The organism is Streptomyces sp. NC-S4, assembly GCF_054353315.1.
Genome location: NZ_CM135937.1, coordinates 23,635 through 43,534, shown reverse-complemented (window position 1 = coordinate 43,534; position 19,900 = coordinate 23,635). Strand labels below are relative to the sequence as shown.

At 69.7% G+C, this 19,900-nt stretch carries 22 protein-coding genes and 1 pseudogene; 14 read left to right on the top strand and 9 right to left on the bottom strand.

Annotation, left to right across the window (positions count from 1 at the left end):
* Positions 1-350 precede the first annotated feature (350 nt).
* On the bottom strand, positions 351-1,205 hold the full coding sequence (locus ACXNSR_RS00255) for a class I SAM-dependent methyltransferase (protein WP_458643511.1): 855 nt from the start codon (positions 1,203-1,205) through the stop codon (positions 351-353).
* 265 nt (positions 1,206-1,470) lie between these two features.
* Between ACXNSR_RS00255 and cutA the strand changes: the two genes are divergently transcribed.
* Positions 1,471-1,959 (top strand): divalent cation tolerance protein CutA, encoded by a 489-nt coding sequence (gene cutA / locus ACXNSR_RS00250; RefSeq protein ID WP_458640085.1) that lies wholly within the window; start codon positions 1,471-1,473, stop codon positions 1,957-1,959.
* Positions 1,960-2,082: 123 nt separating this feature from the next.
* The gene (locus ACXNSR_RS00245; RefSeq protein WP_458640084.1) at positions 2,083-2,535 is read left to right on the top strand and encodes a hypothetical protein; all 453 of its coding nucleotides are present in this window, start codon (positions 2,083-2,085) and stop codon (positions 2,533-2,535) included.
* A gap of 683 nt (positions 2,536-3,218) precedes the next feature.
* Here the strand turns inward: ACXNSR_RS00245 and ACXNSR_RS00240 are convergent.
* Positions 3,219-3,617 (bottom strand): VOC family protein, encoded by a 399-nt coding sequence (locus ACXNSR_RS00240; RefSeq protein WP_458640083.1) that lies wholly within the window; start codon positions 3,615-3,617, stop codon positions 3,219-3,221.
* Between the two features lie 96 nt (positions 3,618-3,713).
* Here ACXNSR_RS00240 and ACXNSR_RS00235 point away from each other — a divergent pair, with 96 nt between their 5' ends.
* On the top strand, positions 3,714-4,724 hold the full coding sequence (locus tag ACXNSR_RS00235; protein WP_458640082.1) for a helix-turn-helix transcriptional regulator: 1,011 nt from the start codon (positions 3,714-3,716) through the stop codon (positions 4,722-4,724).
* A 249-nt stretch (positions 4,725-4,973) separates the two neighbouring features.
* Here ACXNSR_RS00235 and ACXNSR_RS00230 read toward each other — a convergent pair.
* Positions 4,974-5,205: pseudogene (locus tag ACXNSR_RS00230) on the bottom strand (IS630 family transposase); the annotation flags it as partial.
* A 564-nt stretch (positions 5,206-5,769) separates the two neighbouring features.
* Here ACXNSR_RS00230 and ACXNSR_RS00225 point away from each other — a divergent pair.
* The 5 genes from ACXNSR_RS00225 to ACXNSR_RS00205 all read left to right on the top strand — a co-directional run bounded on the left by ACXNSR_RS00225 (position 5,770) and on the right by ACXNSR_RS00205 (position 9,085).
* Positions 5,770-6,297, top strand: coding sequence for a hypothetical protein (locus tag ACXNSR_RS00225; RefSeq protein ID WP_458640081.1), 528 nt, complete (start codon positions 5,770-5,772; stop codon positions 6,295-6,297).
* Between the two features lie 154 nt (positions 6,298-6,451).
* On the top strand, positions 6,452-6,649 hold the full coding sequence (locus ACXNSR_RS00220; protein ID WP_458640080.1) for a hypothetical protein: 198 nt from the start codon (positions 6,452-6,454) through the stop codon (positions 6,647-6,649).
* A 229-nt stretch (positions 6,650-6,878) separates the two neighbouring features.
* Positions 6,879-7,316: an NUDIX hydrolase gene (locus ACXNSR_RS00215; RefSeq protein WP_458640079.1), complete on the top strand. Its 438-nt coding sequence runs from the start codon at positions 6,879-6,881 to the stop codon at positions 7,314-7,316.
* A gap of 112 nt (positions 7,317-7,428) precedes the next feature.
* Complete coding sequence (locus ACXNSR_RS00210; protein ID WP_458640078.1) at positions 7,429-8,091, top strand: NUDIX hydrolase; 663 nt, start codon at positions 7,429-7,431, stop codon at positions 8,089-8,091.
* On the top strand, positions 8,084-9,085 hold the full coding sequence (locus ACXNSR_RS00205; RefSeq protein WP_458640077.1) for a DUF6624 domain-containing protein: 1,002 nt from the start codon (positions 8,084-8,086) through the stop codon (positions 9,083-9,085). Before ACXNSR_RS00210 ends, ACXNSR_RS00205 begins: the two co-directional genes overlap by 8 nt.
* 191 nt (positions 9,086-9,276) lie before the next feature.
* Here ACXNSR_RS00205 and ACXNSR_RS00200 read toward each other — a convergent pair whose 3' ends face one another.
* Positions 9,277-9,585, bottom strand: a complete 309-nt coding sequence (locus tag ACXNSR_RS00200) for a hypothetical protein (protein ID WP_458640076.1) — start codon at positions 9,583-9,585, stop codon at positions 9,277-9,279.
* Between the two features lie 266 nt (positions 9,586-9,851).
* On the opposite strand from ACXNSR_RS00200, the gene ACXNSR_RS00195 reads away from it, so the two are divergent.
* A complete protein-coding gene (locus ACXNSR_RS00195) occupies positions 9,852-10,442 on the top strand; it encodes a hypothetical protein (protein ID WP_458640075.1) in 591 nt (196 codons plus the stop codon).
* A 990-nt stretch (positions 10,443-11,432) separates the two neighbouring features.
* Here ACXNSR_RS00195 and ACXNSR_RS00190 read toward each other — a convergent pair.
* Positions 11,433-11,822, bottom strand: coding sequence for a MerR family transcriptional regulator (locus ACXNSR_RS00190; protein WP_458640074.1), 390 nt, complete (start codon positions 11,820-11,822; stop codon positions 11,433-11,435).
* A 79-nt stretch (positions 11,823-11,901) separates the two neighbouring features.
* Here ACXNSR_RS00190 and ACXNSR_RS00185 point away from each other — a divergent pair, with 79 nt between their 5' ends.
* Together ACXNSR_RS00185 and ACXNSR_RS00180 are read left to right on the top strand one after the other, a co-directional pair.
* Positions 11,902-13,089, top strand: coding sequence for an MFS transporter (locus tag ACXNSR_RS00185; RefSeq protein ID WP_458640073.1), 1,188 nt, complete (start codon positions 11,902-11,904; stop codon positions 13,087-13,089).
* A gap of 493 nt (positions 13,090-13,582) precedes the next feature.
* Entirely contained in the window at positions 13,583-13,891 is a 309-nt protein-coding gene (locus ACXNSR_RS00180; protein WP_458640072.1) for a DUF6247 family protein, read from the top strand.
* 897 nt (positions 13,892-14,788) lie between these two features.
* Here the strand turns inward: ACXNSR_RS00180 and ACXNSR_RS00175 are convergent.
* Positions 14,789-15,775 carry an alpha/beta hydrolase gene (locus ACXNSR_RS00175; protein ID WP_458640071.1) on the bottom strand — a complete coding sequence of 329 codons (987 nt, stop codon included), beginning with the start codon at positions 15,773-15,775 and terminating at the stop codon, positions 14,789-14,791.
* Positions 15,776-15,955: 180 nt separating this feature from the next.
* On the opposite strand from ACXNSR_RS00175, the gene ACXNSR_RS00170 reads away from it, so the two are divergent.
* Entirely contained in the window at positions 15,956-16,549 is a 594-nt protein-coding gene (locus ACXNSR_RS00170) for a helix-turn-helix domain-containing protein (RefSeq protein ID WP_458640070.1), read from the top strand.
* A gap of 314 nt (positions 16,550-16,863) precedes the next feature.
* Here ACXNSR_RS00170 and ACXNSR_RS00165 read toward each other — a convergent pair whose 3' ends face one another.
* Positions 16,864-17,388 (bottom strand): hypothetical protein, encoded by a 525-nt coding sequence (locus tag ACXNSR_RS00165; protein WP_458640069.1) that lies wholly within the window; start codon positions 17,386-17,388, stop codon positions 16,864-16,866.
* A 106-nt stretch (positions 17,389-17,494) separates the two neighbouring features.
* A complete protein-coding gene (locus ACXNSR_RS00160; protein WP_458640068.1) occupies positions 17,495-17,710 on the bottom strand; it encodes a hypothetical protein in 216 nt (71 codons plus the stop codon).
* Positions 17,711-18,296: 586 nt separating this feature from the next.
* Between ACXNSR_RS00160 and ACXNSR_RS00155 the strand changes: the two genes are divergently transcribed.
* Both ACXNSR_RS00155 and ACXNSR_RS00150 read left to right on the top strand, forming a co-directional pair.
* Positions 18,297-19,031, top strand: coding sequence for an SDR family NAD(P)-dependent oxidoreductase (locus ACXNSR_RS00155; RefSeq protein WP_458640067.1), 735 nt, complete (start codon positions 18,297-18,299; stop codon positions 19,029-19,031).
* An 18-nt stretch (positions 19,032-19,049) separates the two neighbouring features.
* Positions 19,050-19,232 carry a DUF6480 family protein gene (locus ACXNSR_RS00150; RefSeq protein WP_458643510.1) on the top strand — a complete coding sequence of 61 codons (183 nt, stop codon included), beginning with the start codon at positions 19,050-19,052 and terminating at the stop codon, positions 19,230-19,232.
* A 112-nt stretch (positions 19,233-19,344) separates the two neighbouring features.
* Here ACXNSR_RS00150 and ACXNSR_RS00145 read toward each other — a convergent pair whose 3' ends face one another.
* Positions 19,345-19,779: an SRPBCC family protein gene (locus tag ACXNSR_RS00145; RefSeq protein ID WP_458640066.1), complete on the bottom strand. Its 435-nt coding sequence runs from the start codon at positions 19,777-19,779 to the stop codon at positions 19,345-19,347.
* Positions 19,780-19,900: the final 121 nt, after the last annotated feature.

Here is a 19,900-nt window from a genome sequence, read left to right as displayed (position 1 = left end):
CCGCTCGGGCCCCGGGGCGGGGTGGGGTCTTTCTCACCCGGTGCCCCGGCCGAATTCCTCGCCCAGCTCCATGCGGACCGGCGTGATGAGAAGGTGTCTCACTCGGTAGAGGGCCACCCCCAGCTGTCCGAGGAAACCGGCGCCGACCGACGGCTGACGCCCCTTACCCATCCTCTTGTCCCATGTCACCGATGGAGACAGTGAGGTCGTACACGCTCGGCCGGACCTTGATTACAGCACCTCCGTTTGGCCAAGGGTTCGCCCGGCACCTCCACGTTCCCGGCTTGGGGGCGGGTGAAGGTTGGCTGATCTCGATGGACTCTGACCGGGTCGGCTGCTGGGGTCGTCCGTCAGTGCGCGGTGACTGAATACGCGGGGAGCGCGCGGTTGCCGCGTGGCTTGGCAACGGCCCGGAGAACGTCGGCCTGACTCAGGACGAGCTGTCGCACCGGCGCGGGCAGCGCGGCCAGAGGCCCGTCGCTTCCCACCAGGTCGAGGCAGGCTGCGATTTCCCAGTCGCCGTCCTGCAGCTCTCCGGTATCGACCGGCTCGCTGCCGTCGACTGCCCAGCCGGCCTCGGGCAGGAGCCGCAGCAGGCCGTCACGGGAGAAAGGTGTGCGGACGTTGCCCTCGCCGTGCAATCCCGCAGCCTCGGTCTGCCCCTGGATCAGAACGGCGAGCAGGTGCGCCAGCTGGTCGTCGGAGGTAGGGGTCAGGTCCCACTCGGTGAACCACAGTCGCCGCGCCCACGGCCGTACCCGGGCCAGCGTGTCACGTAGTTGTCCGAGCGAGGCGAAGTACCAGGAGCAATGGGCTAGCACCACGTGGTCGAAGGTGCTTTCGGGGAAGTCGACCGACGGGTCGAGTACGTCGGTGCCGAAGCGGAAGTCGATGCGTGGCCCGAGTGGGCCCGCGGCGAGCCGGGCTGCCGATTCTCCGAGCGTGACCGGCGCTCCGTAGGAGGCTGCGGCGACGTCAACGGCCACCACGCGTCCCTCGGGTCCCACCGCTTCTGCGAGGACGGCGGTCATGTCGCCCTGGCCGCAGCCCAGCTCGAGGACGGTTGAGCCGGGTGCGATGTGCCAGCTCGCCACGAGAGCGGCGCGGTGGCGGGTCTGGGACAGCTGGCTGTCCGGGCTGTGATCGGCGGCGGCCATGCCGGCCGCGATCGAGGGGGCCTTGGCGAGAAGATCGAAGTGATTCACAAAGTCCTTGATGATGTCCGACGGGTCGGTGCGGGCCGAGGGTATGGGACGCGCGGGCAGTGGCGCCTCCGATTTCCTGGACATCACCGGCGCGACGGCGCCCACCCCCACGAACCGGCCGCCTTCGTCGACGGCCACCGGACGACCGTCTTCCCGGTCATGGCTGACTTCTTGGTCGTGATCACGACCGTGGACAAACAGACGCTGCCCGGAAGCTGTCGCGCTCGGCGGTGGAGGCTGGCCTGGCTGCTTCCGGGCAGGAGACGTGCCCATCGAGACGACGTACCGGCACCTCGGGCAGGCCTGCGAGGGCACTGAGTATCAGGTGGCGTTCCGCACGACCGGTGACCGGCGCGAGGTACAGGAGAAGCACCTGGTGGACAACCATCCGTACGACTCGCCAGAGGTCATCGCGTTCACGATCGACGTCGGCCTGCCGAGTACCTGGACTGGATCACCCGGGCAACCCGATAGCCCTTCGCACGCTCCAGCAGCTCGCCGACCGGGGCGAGGGGCCGGTGGGGGTCGCGAGCACCCCACGTCGATCATCATCCGTGCAGGCTCGTCGGCCGCGGGACTCCGACGGCTTTCCCAGGTCGGTGCTGTCCCTTCCGGCGGTGAGAGTCTCCTGCTGGAGGCGCGGCTCGAGGACAGCACCTCCAGCGGGGCGCTCACCGGCACCTACCGGACTTCGGCGATTCGGTGTCGCCCTCGACTTCTTGCTGTGGCGTGTCGGTGGCGTGGAGCGCGGTGAGGCACCCGTGTCGAGAGCGGCGATTCCTTCGCGGGGCTGACTGTCGGCTGCCGGGCCGCCCGGGCGGGTCGCCGATATCCTGGGACCGAGATCGGGGGCTTTCCTCACTCGTAAGGCAGCACGATGCGGCGTCGACACCTCATGCTCCTCGCAGCCCCGCTCCTCGCCTCCTCGGTGGCCCTCGCCCCCGCCCACGTGGCGCAGGCCGCAGCCGCCGGGACGAGCGGGGTCAAGCAGCCGGTGAAGGTCACCAAAGTCGAAGTGGTCACCCTGCTGAAGCCGGGGGAGACCGTCGAGTGCAACGGCACTCCCGTGGCCATGGCCTTCGACGGGAAGGTCACGGCGACCGGGCCGGGCACGGTCCGCTACCACTGGACCGTGAACGCCGGCCGCGCCCAGGTCTCCCCGGGATCCTTCGCCTTCGGCGCGGGCACGTCCACCAAGGTCGCCCTTCAGGTCGTGGACATGCCGGCGCCCAGGAACGCCAAGGTGGTCACCGGGTACGTCACGCTCCACCTGCCGGACCAGAAGAAGAGCGTCCGCAGTGAGCAGGTGACGTTCCCCTGCAAGAAATGAGCCCTGCTTCCTCACGCGCTTCACAACAGCTTTGACAGGCCCCTGAACCGGCGGTGGGATGTCCGGCGATCCGGCCCGCCGCCGTGCTGTGCGCCTCGGCCTGCACGGCCGTGTGAAAGCGCGTCGTGCCCAAGCCGCCCGCAGCGCGCTCGCCAGGTGCCTGCGGCACCCGTGCCTGGACGCGGGCCTGGCCGGTCACCAGCTGTCCCTCGTGTGCGGCTGGCACCCGGCGAAGACCTCCCGGATCGGGAACACTCTGGCCCTGCCTTCCGACGCGTACATCCGCGCCTGGTACGCGGCGTGCGGCGCCGGCCGCCAGGCCGAGGGCCTTGATCGCCGCCGCCCGCAGCGCCATTTCCATGGACGTGGAGTGGAGACACCTCAACCGGGCCGGGCCGGCCGGCCTGCAGCAGGAGATCGCCCTTCTGGTCGAGTGGACCCGCGCTTTCCGCGTGTACCAGCGGGCGTACCACTTCGCCAGGCAGCGGCGGGAGATCCCGCCTCCCGCAGCGACGTGCGCGATCGGACGCCCGGCGTCGACCCGCAGACACGAGCGCAGACGTCCTTCGGGGGTCAGCGGTGCGTTCCGACGTCACCTGCTGGTGGCGCTCCTCTACTCGGCGGCCGCGTTCACCGGGAGCCCCGGAATACCAGGGCTCCCGAGTGTGCGGCTGTGCGTGGCGTCAGCGTGTGAACTTCTCTATGGCCGCCGGGGTGACGGGGGTGAAGAAGTTGACGAGGTTGCCGTCGGGGTCGCGGAACAGCAGCGACCGGTTGCCCCAGGGCATTGTGGTGGGCTCGGTGACGAAATCGGTGACGAAGCCGGTCAGGTTCTGGTGAACGCGGTCCACGTCGTCGACGAGGAACTCGGTGATCACGCTGTGATTGTCCGCAGGGCGGGCAGATCCCGGGGCGAACAGCGGGACGGTGCGGGTGCCGGCGATCGCGAGGGTGGCGCCCGCGGTCCGGAGTTCGGCGAAGTCCTCGGTGGCCCACGCCGCCCGCGCCCCTGTGGCTCGCTCGTAGAAGTCGACGAGGCGTGCGACGTCGCTGGTGATGATGCGGATCGAGACGAAGTCCATGGGAATCTCCTTGGCTGTGCTGGAGGCGTGCTCGCTCGTCGCAGGCTAGGAGAAATAGTGGACAGAATCGGTCCTGTATTCGCATAGGCTGCCAACATGCCTAGACCGACCGGCCGCGTGCTGACACTCCTGGAGCTGCTGCAGTCGGGCGGCACCCGGACGGTGGCCGAACTCGCCGACCGGCTCGGCGTCGAAGGGCGCACCGTGCGCCGGTACGTGGACCAACTGATCGACCTCGACGTGCCCGTGGAATCGGTGCGCGGCCGCTACGGCGGGTACCGGATGGGGCCCGGGTACCGCCTGCCTCCGCTCATGCTCAGCGACGACGAGGCGCTGGCCGTGGTGCTCGGCCTGGTCGCGGGCCGCCGAGCAGGGTTGACGACGACGGTGCGCACGGCAGGCGAGACGGCATCGGCGAAGATCCGGCGGGTGCTGCCCAAGCACATCGCCCGCCGGCTCGACACACTCCTGGAAGCTCTCGCCTTCACGGAGCAGCCCGGCGAGTTCGACACCCCGGACGCCGGGGTCCTGCTCACGATCGCCGATGCGGTGCGCCACCACCGACCGGTCTCGATCCGCTACACCGACCGTGACGGACGGCGCACCGAACGCACGCTGCACGCGTACGGGATCGTCGCCCATTCGGGCCGGTGGTACGTCACGGGCAAGGACGCCCGGATCGGCGAGGACCGAACCTTCCGGCTCGATCGCATCACAGACGCGCGGACCCTGCCCGGCTCATTCGAAGCGCCAGTGGGTCCCGGTCCGGAACAGCGCGTGTTGTCAGGGTTCGCCACGGCCGAGTACCAGCACGAGGTGACCTTGCGGATCCACGGGACAGTCGAGCAGATCCGCACCCGCCTTCCGGCGAGCGTCGCGAGCCTGGAGGAGCACGAGTCCGCGGTCGGTGAGGACCGCACCACCGAGCGCTGGCTGCGCGTCGAGCTGCGGGCGGAGCGGCTCGACTGGTTGCCCCCGGTACTCGCCTCACTCGACCGGCCGTTCGTCATCGAGCGCCCCGATGAACTCCGCGACCTCGTCATCGCGTTCGCCGATCGCCTCACGTCCTACGCCGCCGAGCCCGACCGCGAGGAACCACTGTCATGAGTTGACACAGATAAAGGTTGTGCGGTTGTCGCAGGTTCCGCCGAGCCGGCTGGCCGCTCGCCCGGCTCCGCGCCGAGGGCCACGAGATCCGGGACGAGGACATCTCCCGGCTTCCCGGCTCACGCACGCGAACCTCAACGTGCGGAAGTCCAGGCACGCCATGATGCGGCACTCGCCGGGCTCGCGACACGGACGCGAGGCGCGGCGCACCTGGTGACCCGAGCCCGAGATTCATCGTCACTGAGGTTTTCAGGGTGGGGTCGGTGGTGCTGAGGGTCAGGCCGATGGCGGTGAGGCAGCCGTCGATCAGGTGAGGCCGGAGTCGGATTCTGCGTAACTCGCGCTGGAGGACACGGTCGAGGTCGTCCGGTGTGCCGAAGGCGGTGTTGGCCATCGCCCTGCGGACGAGTGACCTGACGGCCTCGACGGGAGTCAGGTCGGGTGCGCAGGGCGGGAGGCGGATGGTGGCGAGCCAGTCGTGTCCGGGAAAGCCTCAGTAGGCGGCACCGCTGGACGGACGAGGCTGACCCGCGCGCTCTGACCTCACGATCGGGGACACAGCGCACATGCGCCCCGCCACCCTTCGGCTGCCGCAGCAGGCGCAAGCGCGGGCTGTCAGATGGTCAGAACGTCATTTGCCGGTTCGGTGACGGACTGTCGGGCGGCTCGGGTGACGCCGAGCCGGGAGCGGACCTGGTGGAGTGCGGCGAGCTGCTCGGCGACAGCTTCGCCCCAGTCGAAAAGCCTGCGGGCCTGTTCGGGCGCGGCCAGGATCCGGACGTAGGCGCGGCTGGCGGCCGGATCGACAGGCGCGGGCCCAGGCGCGTGAGGACGGCAGTGCGGCGCAGCGGGGGAGGTGGCACCGCGGTTCGAGCGAAGCGACCGGGCAGCGTGTCGCCAAGGCGGTTCGCGTTGCCGGCCACCAACCCTCGCACGCCCTGACATGGCCTGATCGCCAAGGAAGTTGAACGACCGCTACGTTCCTGTCCGACGTGGGACCGAGAGGCAGGGGCAGGGTGGGGGCTTTGTCGGACGGGGACGCCGTATGACGCCGATCCCCAGCTTCAACGACTTCGTGACGTCGCGCCGGTCTCACCTGCACCCGGAAGACACCAACGCGGACGCCCAGTGGGCGGCCTACGACCAGATCGTCTCTGAACGAGTCCAGACGATGCTGGGGGATCCGTTCACGCAGGGCCGCCCCGGGATGGTGACCGACATCCTGGCGGAGGCCATGCTGGAAACCTTCTTCGGGCCCGAGTGGGTGGCGAAGAGGTTCGCACAGGCCGATACGCGCAGCGGGCAGGATCTGCGGTGGGTTCTGCCCGCTCATCGCAGACGCGAGCTGGCACGACGGGTCTACGAGTTCCAGAGCTTCTCCTGGTTCCAGGACTTCCTCGATCACGCCCGCACCAACGACATCGCCTCCGCGTTGTACGAGGGGGACGTGCTGTCGGCCCTCTTGCACGTGCCCGCCACCGTGACGCGAAACAAATCAAAAGGCACAAAGGGGGAAGAGTTTGACGTCGTTGTCAAGTTCCCGGCAACCGGGCCCGCGTGCCCGTCGAGGTGAAGAACAAGGACGACGACACTGCGTTCACCCACACCACCGTCCGCCAGACCCTCAAGAGGGCGGCAACCCAGCTACCCCGGGAAGAGATCGGGTGGGAAATCCTTCGGATCCCCGCAGCCTGGGTCTGGGCCGGCTGGGGGAGGAGTACCCCGAGTTGCTGCACGACGCGGTGCGCCAGACCTCGAGGATCGGTGCCGCCTTCACCACCATCGACAAGTCCCGCCTGAACACAGACCGCAGCAAGGCCTTGACGAGCGGGTGCTGGCACTACTTCCCCAGCGACGATGCACCGCCGGCGCCACGGGAGACCAGCTTCGATCTTTTCAGACTGCTTGATCAGGGCATGGACTAGCATGGGCTACTTCGCACCGCGGGCCCCCTTCCGAGGCCGCCGGGCGCACATTGGTGCCCGGTTCTCGTAGACACCGGGCGGCTTGATCCGGGACGTCGCCGAGCGGGTGACTCCCAAGGTGCCGGCGGCCGCGCCGCCGGACGCGGTGCCGGTCCTGCCTCCCGGGGTACCACGAGGCGATTCACGGCAATCACATACACAGCTGCGGAACGACCACAGGGAGAAGCCCATGAAGGAGCGCGTCCGCGCCATCCTGCTCACCACTGCCGGCACCATGCTCGTCATCAACCGCATCCGCCCCGGCATCCCCCCGTACCAGGTCCTCGTCGGCGGCGGCGTCGAGCCCGAGGACGCCGACCTGGAAGCCGCAGTGCTAAGGGAGGTCCGCGAGGAAATCGCCGGAAAAGCCGTCGACCTGCACCCGTTCTGCCAGCTGGAGAACGACAAGGGCGAGACCGAGCACTTCTACCTCGCCCACGCCGTCGTCTGGAACTTCGACGACCGCACCGGCCCGGAATTCGCTCGCGACGACCGCGGCGAGTACCTGCTCCAGGAGGTCCCGCTCACCGTTGAAGCCGTCGAGGCACTGAACCTGATGCCGCCCCAGGTCAAGGACGCGCTGCTGGACGCCATCCGCGCGGGTAGCCTCACCGTCCCCGTGGCGTAGTCAGCCGCCGCCCGGTCGAACCGGCCGGCCTTCTCGCCGACCCGAAGGGCGCCTTCACCGTCGCCGGCCACCTCACCCAGGCCTTGACTTCCCCCGCGAGGCCACGCCCACGGTGGAACAGCCCCGACGAAGGGAAGAACCGATACCGGCCGTATTCCAAGAGGCCGCCGCCCGCGAAACCTTGGAGGAGGCAGGCGTGGTCGTGGACGTCGGCCCTTGGTCCACGTCGGCGAACGCATCGCCAGCGTCCCACGACCTCTTCGCGGTCTTCCGCGCGACCTACGTCCACGGAGAGCCGGCCGCCGCCGGGGACGAGGACATCGTCGAAGCCGCCTGGGTACCGCTCCTTACCGCCGACGCGCACCTACCCCTCTACGCCGGCGGGCTCGCCCCGCTGCTGATTGCCGAGGGCACCGTCCACCACACCGACCGGCCGGGCCGCCCGACCACCAGTGCACCGCCGACGCTCCCCGTGCCGGGCGCCGTGGCGTTGACCGGCGGGCGCATGACGACGGGCATCGTCCGTGACGGTGTCACAGTCCGGCGCCCTTCTATGACGGCCTCCTCCTTCGTCGCAGCCCTCCTCGGTCTGCTGCGCTCCAGGGGCTTCGACGGCTCTCATCGACGTCGACACCGCAGCCCCGGCTCCCCGCTGGAGGACCTCGGTTACGTGGCGTGGACGTGGTGCATCAGCTCCAAGCCGACGGCACCCGCCGATTTGCCCGGAAGCCGATCGTCTGAGGCCGGCTGGTCGGAGAATCGGGTGCATGGGTGATTCGGTGGTACATGAGACGGCGAGTTGCTATGCCTTCGCGCGGTTCGGTCGGGAGTGGCGGCTGTGCGTGATTGAGCATCCGCGTCTCGGGGGTGAACTCGTCCCGGGAGGGCACGTCGAGGACCGTGAGGACGCACTCACGGCGGCAGTGCGCGAGGTGCTCGAGGAGACGGGGCACCGGGTCCGCCTGTTGCCGCCGCCGCTTCCGGAGGGGTACCCGCACTCGGCGGCGCCGTCGGTGTGGCATGTGGTGTCAATGCCGGCCGCCGCGGACAGCCGCTGCGATCGGCGGCATGTGCACCGGGACCACATCGTCGTCGGTGTCGTCGACCGTCCGTTCGCTGTGCACGGTACGCCCGAGCACACGTCCCACTGGGTGAAGCGCAGTGCGCTGGACCGGCTCGACCTTCCCGAGGACACGCGGCTGTTGGCCGCGGAGCTGTTCGGGGTGATCGACCGTGCGGCGGCTCTGCGGCCCCGGCCGGCGGTCGACGAGGTCCTGGGCGCGGAGTTGCTCCGGCGCCAGGAGGAGGATCAGGCGGTCCGGCTGGTGCCGGTGGCAGAGCGGACGCCGGAGCTGATGGAGCGGTGGAGGGCCGTCGACGAGGCGAATACCGCGTGGCTGGGCGAGCTGATCGCCGTGCGCGGGTGGCCGGGCGAAGCGCTCGTCGGGCCGCGGGCCGCCGGGGCTGCCTGGCTACTCGCGCAACACGCCGACCGGAGGCCCGACTTCCAGCGGGAGTGCCTGGAACTGCTCACGGCCGCAGTGACGGCAGGCGACGCCGATCCGCAGCACGGCGCTCTGCTGGAGGACCGGGTGCTGCTCGCCCAGGGTCAGCAGCAGGTCTTCGGTACCCAGCTGACGCAGGGCCCGGACGGGACGCTCGTCCCGCACCCCGTCCGAAGCCCGGACGAGCTCGAGGCGCTGCGCGCCGCGTGGGGGTTCGAGCCCCTGGAGGTGTACATCGGGCAGGTCTCGGCCGGCATCCGGTAGCGCGGCCGGGTCGGCGGCACGGTCTTCGACTGCAGGTGTGTGAACGAGGAGGCCCCACCGACGGGGGATGCAGCGAGGCCTCGTCCGAAACCCGGTCGGCGAAGGGCGCGGGGCCCGTACAGGGCCGTCGGTTGGTTGGTCATCAGGGCCCGGTACCGGTCGCCGTAGCTCCAGTGCCACCACTCCGTGCCTTAGTCGATCAACCCGGTGGTGGACAGGACGTCGGCCGGCAGGGCCCGGTTCGAGCCGGTCGCGTCGGCTCTGCGATCGTCGACCAGCAGGGTTCCGCGGACGTCGATGAGCGGCTCGCCGCAGTCGGCGGCGGGGATGGCCGCCACGCGGGGGTCGGACATCAGGACGGTCGGACCGGGCGCGAGGGTGATGTTCATCCAGGGTGCGGCGTTCTCGCGGTAGGAGTGGCCGAGTGGGTCGGTGCCGCTCAGGTCGGCGAGGCTGAAGCCGGTCACCATGACCGTGCAGGAGCCGTCGGCCACAGGCACACCAGACGCGTGCCGCAGGCGGGGCAGAAGCCGCGGCGGAGAGTCGGACAGGTCGCGTGCTGCGAATCCCCGCCCAGGAGGACGAAGGGGCGGAACGCTGATCTCGCCGTCCGAGGTGCGAGATCGTTCAACATCGTATGGACAGATCTTTAGGTTCGCCTTACCTTACTGACGGATCACCGTATCGGAATAAAGGATTCCGCATGTCTAGACGTACCCACCGCACGGCCGGCACGGCCGTGGCGCCGACCCGCGAGGCCTGATTGATGACCGCGCTCGCAGCCGAAACCGCCCTCGCGCCGTCCGACGCCGCAGGTTCCACCGAGGCCAAAGTCACCCCGGTGCTGGTGCTCGGCGTCCTCGGAGTACTGGCCTGTGGAGCCGAGGCGGCACTGTGCTGGACCGCCGGCCACCTGCACGCCGACGCCACCCTGCAGATGGCGGCCCGGTTCCTGCACATCGCGGCCCTGGTCATCGGGTTCGGCGCGGTCCTCGCCGTGGACTGGATCGGCATCCTGTGGCTGGCCGGGCGCCGTCGGCTGACCCACATCCTGGACGCCTCCAACGCGCTGGCAACCCCGATTTGGGTTGGCCTGGCGGGCCTCACCGTCACCGGCGCGCTCCTCCGGCCCGACCTGGACAACCCCCTGACCCTGGTCAAGCTGGGTCTGGTGCTGGCCGTGACCCTCAACGGGCTCTACGCGCACGGCCTCGGCCAGCGTCTGACTCCCTACCGGAACAAGGGCCTCCCCGCCGTCCCGCGACGGCTCCTCCTCCAGTCCGGCCTCGCCGCCACTCTCAGCCAGGTCGGCTGGTGGGGGTCCGCCCTGATCGGCTTCATCAACAGCCAGAGCTAGGCCGTTTCTCTCGGATTGTCCGATCACTGGTTGATATGCGCCGTTGGCTGATGCGCAGCAGGCGCTGATCGAGCCGTTGCTGCCGGACCGGATGCCGACGAGGGTGGGCAGGGGCGTGATCACCGGGAGGGGCGATCGAGACGATCGCGTTGAAGTTCCGCACCGGCGCGCCGTGGATGGACCGGGACGTGCAGCGCGCGAGGGATCACGTCCATGAGGCGCACCCGGGTGCCGGACCATCCCCGCGTCCGCGGGGATGCTCCCGGCTACAGGCTTCACGAACGTGCGAAGGGACGCGACCGCCTGCGTCGTTCCGGGTGAGACCGAGAGCGGCAGCCCATGCCTTGATCTGCCGGTCGTCGGGCTCCGGCCCGGTGTGCAAGGTAGGGGCGCCGCGGACGGCATAGGCGGGCAAGCGGGCCTCGCCGAGGACGGCACGCGAGCTCCACGCCCCGGCGCCGGTGCTCCTCGCCGATGTCGAAACCGCAGGTCAGCGCGCCGTTCTTGGCGTAGTGGAACCTGGCAGGCGGGCGTGCGCCCATCGGCAGGAAGTGGACGGCATCGACCCTGCCGGAGGCGATCTCTTCCAGGCGGTCCGCACCGGTGGAGTCCCAGTACTCCGCGGCGAAAGCCCACCCCGCGTCCTCTCCGACCCGTACGACGCCGTCGCCGCGCCCTCTCATGCCCGGGTGCTCCACCTCGCCGTCAGTGATGGGCTCCGTTGCCTCGCCCGGGATCCCGCCCAAAACGCACAGCCAGTTCGTCAGCGGATATGCCGCGCGCGAAGACCGCACCCTCCAGAGGATGTCCGACGTCGCCAGCCACTTGCTCCCGTCAGACATGGCACCCCTTCCCGAAGTTGAAAAGCCCCTGCCGACGAACATGGCTGCGACCGCTGACAGCGCTGGCCCACCCGCTGCAGAAGCGGTCACGTCCACCGGTTCGCCCGGCAGACGAGATCCGAAAGAGGCGGCCCAAGAGCTGATTCGCTCACACTTCGAGTGAAGCCAGTGCCCTGCGAGTGACGTCGGCCGGGGCCGCAGCGATGACGTCATCGAGTGCGTCCATGGAAGCCTGAAGGTCGCTGATGGCCTGGGCGATGCGGTCGCGCTCCTGGTGGAGGTCGGCAAGCAGGTCCGAGCAGGTGGGGACGAGACGGTCGCCGGTGTCCCGCAGGCACGGCAGGACCGTGGCGATCGTCGAGGTGTTCAGGCCGGCGGCCAGCAGGCTGCGGATGCGACGGACAACGGCAACGTCCTCCTCGACGTATTCCCGGTATCCGCTGGGGCGCCGCTGCGGGTGGAGCAGACCCTGTTCCTCGTAGTAGCGCAGCAGGTGCACGGCCACACCGGTCCGCCGGGACAGCTCGCCGATGCGCACATGGACCTCCTGACAGTCGCGCGGACATTGCCCGTTCGACTTGACTCTCATATCGATATGAGACTTTAGCGTCTGCGGCATGAAGGTGAACAAGGGTTTCGCGACGCTCGCCGCGTTGTGCGCGAGCGTCTTCGTCGTGGGTACTTCGGAGTACCTGATCGCCGGGCTGTTGCCCCAGGTCGGCACTGATCTGGACGTCTCTGTGGGAACCGCCGGACAAGCGGTGACCGCATACGCGCTCGGAGTCGTGATCGGAGGGCCGCTCATGGCCCTGCTGACCTCGCGTCTGCGGTGCAAGGGGCTCGCCATCGGGCTGATGCTGCTGTTCGCGTCGGGCAGTGCGATCAGCTCCGTGGCGCCGTCGTTCGGTCTGCTCCTGTTGGGCCGCGTGGTCTCCTCGCTCAGTCACGCCGCCTTCCTGGCCCTGGCGCTGGTGACGGCGACCCGGGTGGTCCCGGCCGAGAAGACGGGCTCGGCCATCGCCACCGTGGCCTCCGGCTTCACCGTGGCCACGCTCCTCGGAGTGCCCCTGGGGGCACTGCTCGGGCAGGGCGCCGGATGGCGGGCTCCGTTCGCCGCGCTGACCGTTCTCTCCTTGGTGGGCACCGTGCTGCTTGCCGCCGTACTGCCCCGGCAGGAGGCACCGTCCACGCGACTGCGCGACGAGATACGCGTGGTGGCACGTCGGCCGGTCATGCTCGCCATCGCCACCACCGCGGTGGGCTTCTCCGGCGTCGCCACGGTGTTCACCTACATCGCCCCGCTGCTGACCCGGGTCTCCGGCTTTTCCGCCACGGCGGTCTCCGGTCTGCTGCTCGCCTACGGCGCGGGCAGCTTCCTCGGCAACCTCACCGCCGGAAAGCTGACCGACAAGTCGATGAGCGCCACCGTACGCGGGGTATTCGGCGGGCTGGCCGGGACGCTCCTGCTCGTCCCGTTCGCCGTGGTGTGGCAGCCCACCGCCGTGGCAGCAGTCCTGGTACTCGGCCTGCTCGCCACCGCGACCATCGCCCCGCTGCAGGGACTGGTCCTGCACCACGCGGGCGCCGCCCCCAATGTGGCGGTCTCCGTCAACGTGGGCGCCTTCAACCTCGGGGCCGCAGCCGGCTCGGTCATCGGCGGCGCGATCGTCGCCGACGGCGCTCTGCGGTGGACCGGCCTGGCGGGCGCGCTCCTGAGCCTGATCGGACTGGCCCTGACCTATCTCGTCCTGCCCCGGACACGGACGTCGGCGAAGGACGCCGAACACGAAGCTTCGATCACCTGATTCCCCGTCCACTCGCCTCGCATGGGAGGTCGCCATGTACGCGATCCAGATCGCTCGTCACGGCGGGTCCGAAGTCCTGTCCGTCCGGGAGATTCCCCAGCCCACTCCAGGAGTCGGCGAAGTACTGGTCCGTACCGTCGCCAGCAGCCTGAACCCGGTATTCCGGAGGACCCGCGCATGGGAAGCCGGGCTGCGACCCCCCGCCGCCTTGGGGTGGGATCCGGCCGGAGTCGTCACCGCCTCCAACGACTTCCGCTACCGCCCCCGGATACTCGCGGCGGTGGCGGCGAACACGGTGCCTGCCGGGCCGCAGCGCGCGGGCCCAGGTCGGGCTGCCTGCCGGTTGCGGAGAGACACCACCGATGAGCCCTGCGTCTCGAGCGGCTGGACTGCCACGTCAGGGGCTCTCCCGGGCTCCTGCGTCTGCCCGAACCGCCACGGCTCGGCTCCCGTCGTTCTACGGTGGCGGTAGCACCCCGCCGAGGAGGAGCCGATGAGCGCCCAGCCCGACCACACACCCGCCGCCCCGTACGCGCCCGCGCCCGGTGCGCCGGCCGAACTCCTCGCCCGGCTCCGCGCGGACGGGCGCGCGGAGCGGTGGGTGCCGGCCTTCGAGCGGGAGTGGGCGGCCGCACTGGAGGAGTCGCGCCGGACGTTCTCCCTGACCACCCTCTACGAGGTCGTCCACGTCTGGCAGGCCCGACTCGCCTCCGCGCCCGCGGTCGACGCCTTCGTGGCGTCCGGCCAGGACGAGACGGGGTTCGTGGACATGGCCGAGGTCCGAGGCCGCAGGCGCCGGTGAGCCCGCCCCGTACGCGGTCCGCCTCTCGGCACCGGCCGCGAAAGTCCTCGCCGCACTCCCCGAGCACGCCGAGTAAACGGTCTGGGACCTGCTGGATGCCGCCGCGGCCGACCTGTGGGGCTTCGGCCAGTGGGATCCCGACGACCTTGACTAGGACCGCCTGCCTCGGCCGCACAGTGGCAAGGGCTTCATGCCCGCGATCCAGCACGACCTCGATGACCCTGCGCCGTCGGTACGAGAACGGACGTGAAGAGAGGCCCCCACGAAGCGTGCGCGCTGGACAGTAGAACTGAACCCGATTCAGAGACGAGACCCCAGGGGGTAGTCGGGGTCCATTGCTATGAAGTCCGTCATACGAGAGGGGTTCGGACCAGCACCGAGCCCGAGCCATCAGAACTGGAAGACCCCCAGGGGCCGGAAGGGGAGCAGCCGGAGGAAGGCCGAGGGGCAGAGGACAGTTCGAAGCGTGGGAAGAGCATCGGCATGGAGACGTTCAAGCGGAGCTGCCCGAGGCCCCCGATTCCTGGATGAGCACCAGCGGCGGCGCCTCCCGCGAGCCGTCGTGCACACATGCATCCCGTGCACATGCTTGTCCTCGTACATACCCATGCCCGGAGGATGCCCGGGCTGCCGGCCCCCGGCCTTGTACGAATGTCGTCACGGGGCCGACGATCGCCAGGACTTCCGCTTACACGGCGAGCGGGACTTCCGCGAAAGCCAGACTGTTTGAGACCGGCGGCCATCGGCAGTCTCGAACTACCCGGCATTCATGAAGGTCGATGAGTCCCTATGTACCGGCTGCACTGCGACAGGACGATCACCGAGCAGACCGGCATGTGTCACTTGGCGTGGCCCGCCCGAAACGCTCTGCCAGGCTGCTCCGGTGGCCCGCCCGTCTCAGCTCCGGATCGTGGCGAGCCAGTCGGTCAGCAGGCTGTTGACGTCGTCGGGGCGTTCCTGCTGGATCCAGTGGCCGCAGCCTTCCAGGAGGTGGGAGGCCGACAGGCCGGGGAGGGTGGTGGGGTAGGCGTCGATGGCGTCGGACATCCAGGTGGTGGAGGCGTCCAGGGTGCCGCTGATGAACAGGGACGGTTGTTCGATCGGGGCTCCGCGGTGCGGGGCGAGATCTTCCCAGTCGCGGTCCATGTTGCGGTAGCGGTTGAGGGCCCCGGTAAGTCCGGTGCGCTCGAACTCCCCGGCGTAGACGTCGAGGTCGTCCTCGGTCAACCATGCCGGGAGCGTCCCGGCGGGGAATCGGTCGCGCAGCCGGCCGCCGCGGGCGACGAAGTGCGGGTCGGGCTCGTCCTCGGCGGGCATGGTGTCGGCGGACAGGGCCGCGTAGAAGCCGGCGAGCCAGCTTCGGACGTCGGGCTCGATCTCCGCCTCGGCGCGGCCGGGCTCCTGGAAGTAGGAGACGTAGAACTCCTGCTCGGGGCCGCCGATCCGGCGGAAGATTTCGGTGGGGCGGGGGCCGCCGGGCGGTGCGTAGGGGACGCTCAGCAGGGCGACGGCCCGGAAGATTCCGGGGTGGAGCAGGGCGGAGGTGGCGGCGATGTTGGAGCCCCAGTCGTGGCCGACGATCACCGCGTTCTCCTCGCCGAGGGCGTGCACGGCGGCGACGTTGTCCTCCACCAGGTCGAGCATGCGGTAGGCGTCGGTTGCGGCGGGCCTGGAGGAGCGGCCGTAGCCGCGTACGTCGATCGCCGCTGCCCGGTACCCGGCCGCGGCGAGGGCCGGGAGTTGGCGGCGCCAGGAGTACCAGGACTCGGGGAAGCCGTGCACGAGGAGGACCAACGGGCCGGTGCCCTGCTCTACCAGGTGCAGGCGCCCGGCCGGGGCCTCGACGGTGCGGTGGCGCAGTGCGGGGGTCGGCTCGGATCGCATGGGGGAGTTCTCCTCGGTTCGCGGGCGGTCGGCGGGAACCCGTCGATCATGCGGCGCAGTGGCCGCTCGGCGCGATCAGCGTTGCCATTCTGGCAAGGTTGCAGGACAGGGCGGTGAAGTGGCACGACGGGAAGGACCGGGACGGTGTCAGGCGAAGATGTGCCACAGATGTTGGCGGCGATGGGTCCACGGCTGCGGGTCGTGCGCGAGCGCCGCGGCGTCACACTCGCCGACGTCAGCCGCGCGACCGGCATCTCGCCCAGCACGCTGTCGCGGATCGAGACGGGCCGGCGCAAGCCCACCCTCGAGGTGGTGCTGCACCTGGCGAAGGAATACGCAGTCGCGCTGGACGAGCTGGCCGGCACCGCACCCGCCCCAGTTGCCGAGCCCCACCACACGGCGCCGCACAGCTTCGGCGACGACAAGGCGGTATTGCCGCTGACCCCGTACGTCGGCGGCCTGCACGCCCACAAGCACGTACTGCCTGCCGTCGCAGAGGCGCCCGGACGGCCCCGACAGGTGTCCCACGAGGGCTACGAATGGCTGTGCGTCCTGTACGGGCGGTTGCGGCTCGCACTTGGCAACCAGGACCTCGTCCTGACCGCCGGGGAGATCATCGAGTTCGACACCCGCACCCCCCACGGAGTCGCGAACGCCGGATCCGCCGGACCGGTCGAGTATCTGATCATGTTCGGGCCCCAAGGAGAACGTCCCCGGCTGCGCACCCCTCCAGCCGCCGGCCACGGGACCGGTGACAGGAAGGCTGCTGAATGAGCATTTATGACACTCCGCGTGCCTCATCGGTCACAAGCACGCTGCTTCGTTCGATCCCGTTCGCCACGTCGTCCGGCGCCGCCGGTGACAATTGCTGAGCATGACCATCCCCGCGCCCACGCCTGCGCCCGCAGTGGACCGGATGCAGAGGCTGCTCGACGACCATGCGGCACACCGGTACATGGCGGAATGAGTCATCAACAGGCGATCCTCGCCCTCGCTCGGCGACGCCTCGACGTCCTATGGGCCCCATACGCGATCAGCGCACCTCCGAGGCTCAGCCTCCCCAGCGTGCTATCGCCGCGGCCTGAGCCTCAGACCGTGAAGAGCGGCTCGTAGGGGTGTCCCTCCGGCGTGTAGATCAGAACGAAGTCTTCCCCCAGCCGAGTGGCCACCTCCCTCAAGCGATCCAGGGCCTCGGCCTGACCCGGAAGATCGAGGCCAAGGGCTGCGGCAGCACGGTCCCTCCTGGCCGCGAGGTCCGGCATGTCCTCCAGGTACTCGGCCTCAAGGTTGCGGCTCTCGTCGTCCGTGAACGTCTGGCAGCCTTGCCACCAAGGGACGACCAGCAGCAGCCGCACCAGCTCGTGCAGGCCGATGGCGACCAGCCCCGCACCTCCTTCGGAGTCGGCGTAGAGGATCGGACGTTCCTCCCCGCCTTCACCGCAGAAGAAGAACGTGCCGCCGGCACCATCTCCCGCGAACCCCTCAAGCGCGGCACCCGAGGCGAGGTGTACTTCCTCGACATGATCGCCTCGGTCAAGGTCGAAGTCACCCGGCCAAGCGAGAAAGCGGGCAGCTTCTTCCTGCTCACGGACGGCAGCGATCAACGATTCCATGAGTCGCAGCCTACGTTCCGCTGCTTGACGACCATCAATGGGAATCAGTAACAGCCCCGGACCGACGCGTCCGGGGCTCGCGGGCTTCTCCGTACGCAGGCCCGGCTCACGTCCGCCGCGGCGGACGCGTGGCCGGTTGCGGGAGCGTTCCGGGGCGGGGCACTCGGTCGAGAAGGTTGCCCATGCCGGAGGCGCGCAGGAAGTTGGCGTACTCGGTTTCCTGTGGGGTGTTGGCGCGGATCTGGTCGGTGATGCCCGCCATGGGTTCGTAGCCGGTGGTGCGGGGGTGTCGGCGCCGGTGATCGAGTTGTCGCAGACCCAAGGGTTTCCCCCCGGACTCGTGGCCTTCGATGAGGCCCTCGAGGGCGTGTTTGGCGGAGGCGTAGGGCCCTCCAGGCGGGCGACGGTCTCGCCCCACACGTCCACCATCACGGCCTGCGCGTCGTCGGGTGTACGGACCGCATGGACGCGTCCGTGCTCGGCGACCATCGACAGCGCGGTGCGCCGTCAGCCGTCCAGCCACGCCTGCGCCCCCCCATCGGCCTCCGCCGCGCCGAACCGGGGCGCTGCGATCCCCACACGGCTTCACGAAACGGATAATTCGATGCATAAACACTGCAACTTGTCGTGCCGGTCGGTCGTGGTCAAGCTGATTACCTCGGAGCCGGACCAGGGCTCGTGCCCCGACGCCACGAGTTGACCGCGCGTCTCGGCTTCCTGTGGGCCTGCTGGTCGCGGCCTCCGGAACGTACGGCCGTGTCGGCCGTGTCACAGAGGCGAGTCGGCTCACGACAGCCTCCACTGGTGGCGAGGCCATCCGGAGCGGGCCGCACGAGAGGCGACCGACTGTCTCCCACCCTCAGATCGATGCCTCACATTCGGGCCCGTTCGACTTCTGGAGCACCGAGATGACCACTGCTGAGTCTGAGGCGCGGCTGCTGGTGGTCGGCGCGACCGGGGACGTGGGCAGACTGGCGGCCTCGGAGCTGCACGGCCGTGGCGCCCGCCTCGCGCTCGCCGGGCGAAATGAGCGGAGCCTTTCGGAGCTGGCCAGGCTGACGGGCTGCCCCACCCGCGTGCTGGACGCCTATGACCTGGATGCCTGCGCCGAAGCGGGCGCTTGGGCGCTGTCCGCGCTCGACCGCCTCGACGGTGTCCTCGTGACCGTCGGGGTCGCGGGCTTCGGGCCGGCCGCCGAGGTTCCGAACGCCGCCGCCGAGCATTTGATGACCGTCAACGCCCTGTGCCCGATGGCCGTCCTGAGGGGTGCCGTATCCACGGTCCGCGATGGCGGCTTCCTGGCGGCCGTGAGCGGGGCGATCGTCAACGCCCCACTGGCCGGAACCGCGGACTACGCGGCTTCGAAGTCGGCCCTGGCATGCTGGCTCGGCGTCCTGGCGCGAGAGGTTCGCAGGCGGCACGTCGCCGTAGTGGACGCCCGGCTTCCGCATATGGACACCGGTTTCGCTTCCCGCGCCGTAGTGGGCAGCCCGCCACCCCTTCAACAGGGAGCCGACCCCGCCCTCGAAGTGCACGAGCTCGTCGACGATCTTCTCGGGCACCTCGAGGATCCCTCGGCACGTCGGATCGCGGCCGCCCTACAGCGGGTGGAAGCCGCGGCGCCGTCCGATCGACCCGACTGAACCGAAAGCACGGGAGGAATCATGTCCACACCGAAAGTACCGCCGGAAGAAACACCGGAGGCGGAGGGCTCCATAGCCTCTGCTCACCAGGAGCGTCCGGATGGGGGGCTGTGGGAGCATCCCTGGGCCTTTCTGGGCCTCATCGCCTTCGGGGCGGTGATGGTGGCCGCCTTCTTCGTCGTCCGCATCATCGGCTGGTGAACGAAGGCCCATCACAACGGTCTACCGCGACCGTCGTGATCCCGCGTACTGCTTCGGACACGCCAATGACCAGGCGAGCCGGGAAAGGGGCGAGACACAAAGGGGCACCCGGTCAGCTGCGCCCCGCCACGGCGGCCGGCAACCGGGTGGACACCCCGTCGGCCAGCCGCTCGAACTCCGACCGCAGGAACGGCGCCGCCAGCTTCGCGAGGCCCTTGAACCTCAGCGAGGCCTGATAGGTCAGCCGCGTGCCGGTCCCTTCGATGCCGAAGCGGAGATCGTCGACCGCGGTCACCGTCCTGTTCTCCCCGACGAACACCAGCCGCGCGGGCTCGCGGACGTCGAGCCGGTACTCCAGGTCGGTCGTACGGCCCCGGAAGACCGACGTGTTGCGCCAGCGGGAACCCATCCGGACCGGCCCGTCGTCGAGCCGTACGCACGACATCGTCCCGGGATCCCATTCCTCGGTGTGGGCGAAGTCCTCCAAGTACGCCACGAGCTCGGGCAGGGGCAGGCCCACTACGAGAACCCTCTCCACACTGATCACCGCACGGCCTTCCTCTCCCGCCGCCGCCGGCCCTCCGGCGGCGCATCCCGGACACCGATGCTTCCGGATGCGGGGGAGTGCCGGATGCAGCGGGCCGGGGGAGCGCCCGCACGGTTACGTC

Bases quoted from the DNA above. Each gene is read 5' to 3' on its own strand.
- ACXNSR_RS00245 (WP_458640084.1), top strand. From the start codon at position 2,083: ATGCGGCGTCGACACCTCATGCTCCTCGCAGCCCCGCTCCTCGCCTCC.
- ACXNSR_RS00240 (WP_458640083.1), bottom strand. From the start codon at position 3,617: ATGGACTTCGTCTCGATCCGCATCATCACCAGCGACGTCGCACGCCTC.
- ACXNSR_RS00235 (WP_458640082.1), top strand. From the start codon at position 3,714: ATGCCTAGACCGACCGGCCGCGTGCTGACACTCCTGGAGCTGCTGCAG.
- ACXNSR_RS00225 (WP_458640081.1), top strand. From the start codon at position 5,770: ATGACGCCGATCCCCAGCTTCAACGACTTCGTGACGTCGCGCCGGTCT.
- ACXNSR_RS00215 (WP_458640079.1), top strand. From the start codon at position 6,879: ATGAAGGAGCGCGTCCGCGCCATCCTGCTCACCACTGCCGGCACCATG.
- ACXNSR_RS00205 (WP_458640077.1), top strand. From the start codon at position 8,084: ATGGGTGATTCGGTGGTACATGAGACGGCGAGTTGCTATGCCTTCGCG.
- ACXNSR_RS00195 (WP_458640075.1), top strand. From the start codon at position 9,852: ATGACCGCGCTCGCAGCCGAAACCGCCCTCGCGCCGTCCGACGCCGCA.
- ACXNSR_RS00185 (WP_458640073.1), top strand. From the start codon at position 11,902: ATGAAGGTGAACAAGGGTTTCGCGACGCTCGCCGCGTTGTGCGCGAGC.
- ACXNSR_RS00180 (WP_458640072.1), top strand. From the start codon at position 13,583: ATGAGCGCCCAGCCCGACCACACACCCGCCGCCCCGTACGCGCCCGCG.
- ACXNSR_RS00175 (WP_458640071.1), bottom strand. From the start codon at position 15,775: ATGCGATCCGAGCCGACCCCCGCACTGCGCCACCGCACCGTCGAGGCC.
- ACXNSR_RS00170 (WP_458640070.1), top strand. From the start codon at position 15,956: ATGGGTCCACGGCTGCGGGTCGTGCGCGAGCGCCGCGGCGTCACACTC.
- ACXNSR_RS00165 (WP_458640069.1), bottom strand. From the start codon at position 17,388: ATGGAATCGTTGATCGCTGCCGTCCGTGAGCAGGAAGAAGCTGCCCGC.
- ACXNSR_RS00155 (WP_458640067.1), top strand. From the start codon at position 18,297: ATGACCACTGCTGAGTCTGAGGCGCGGCTGCTGGTGGTCGGCGCGACC.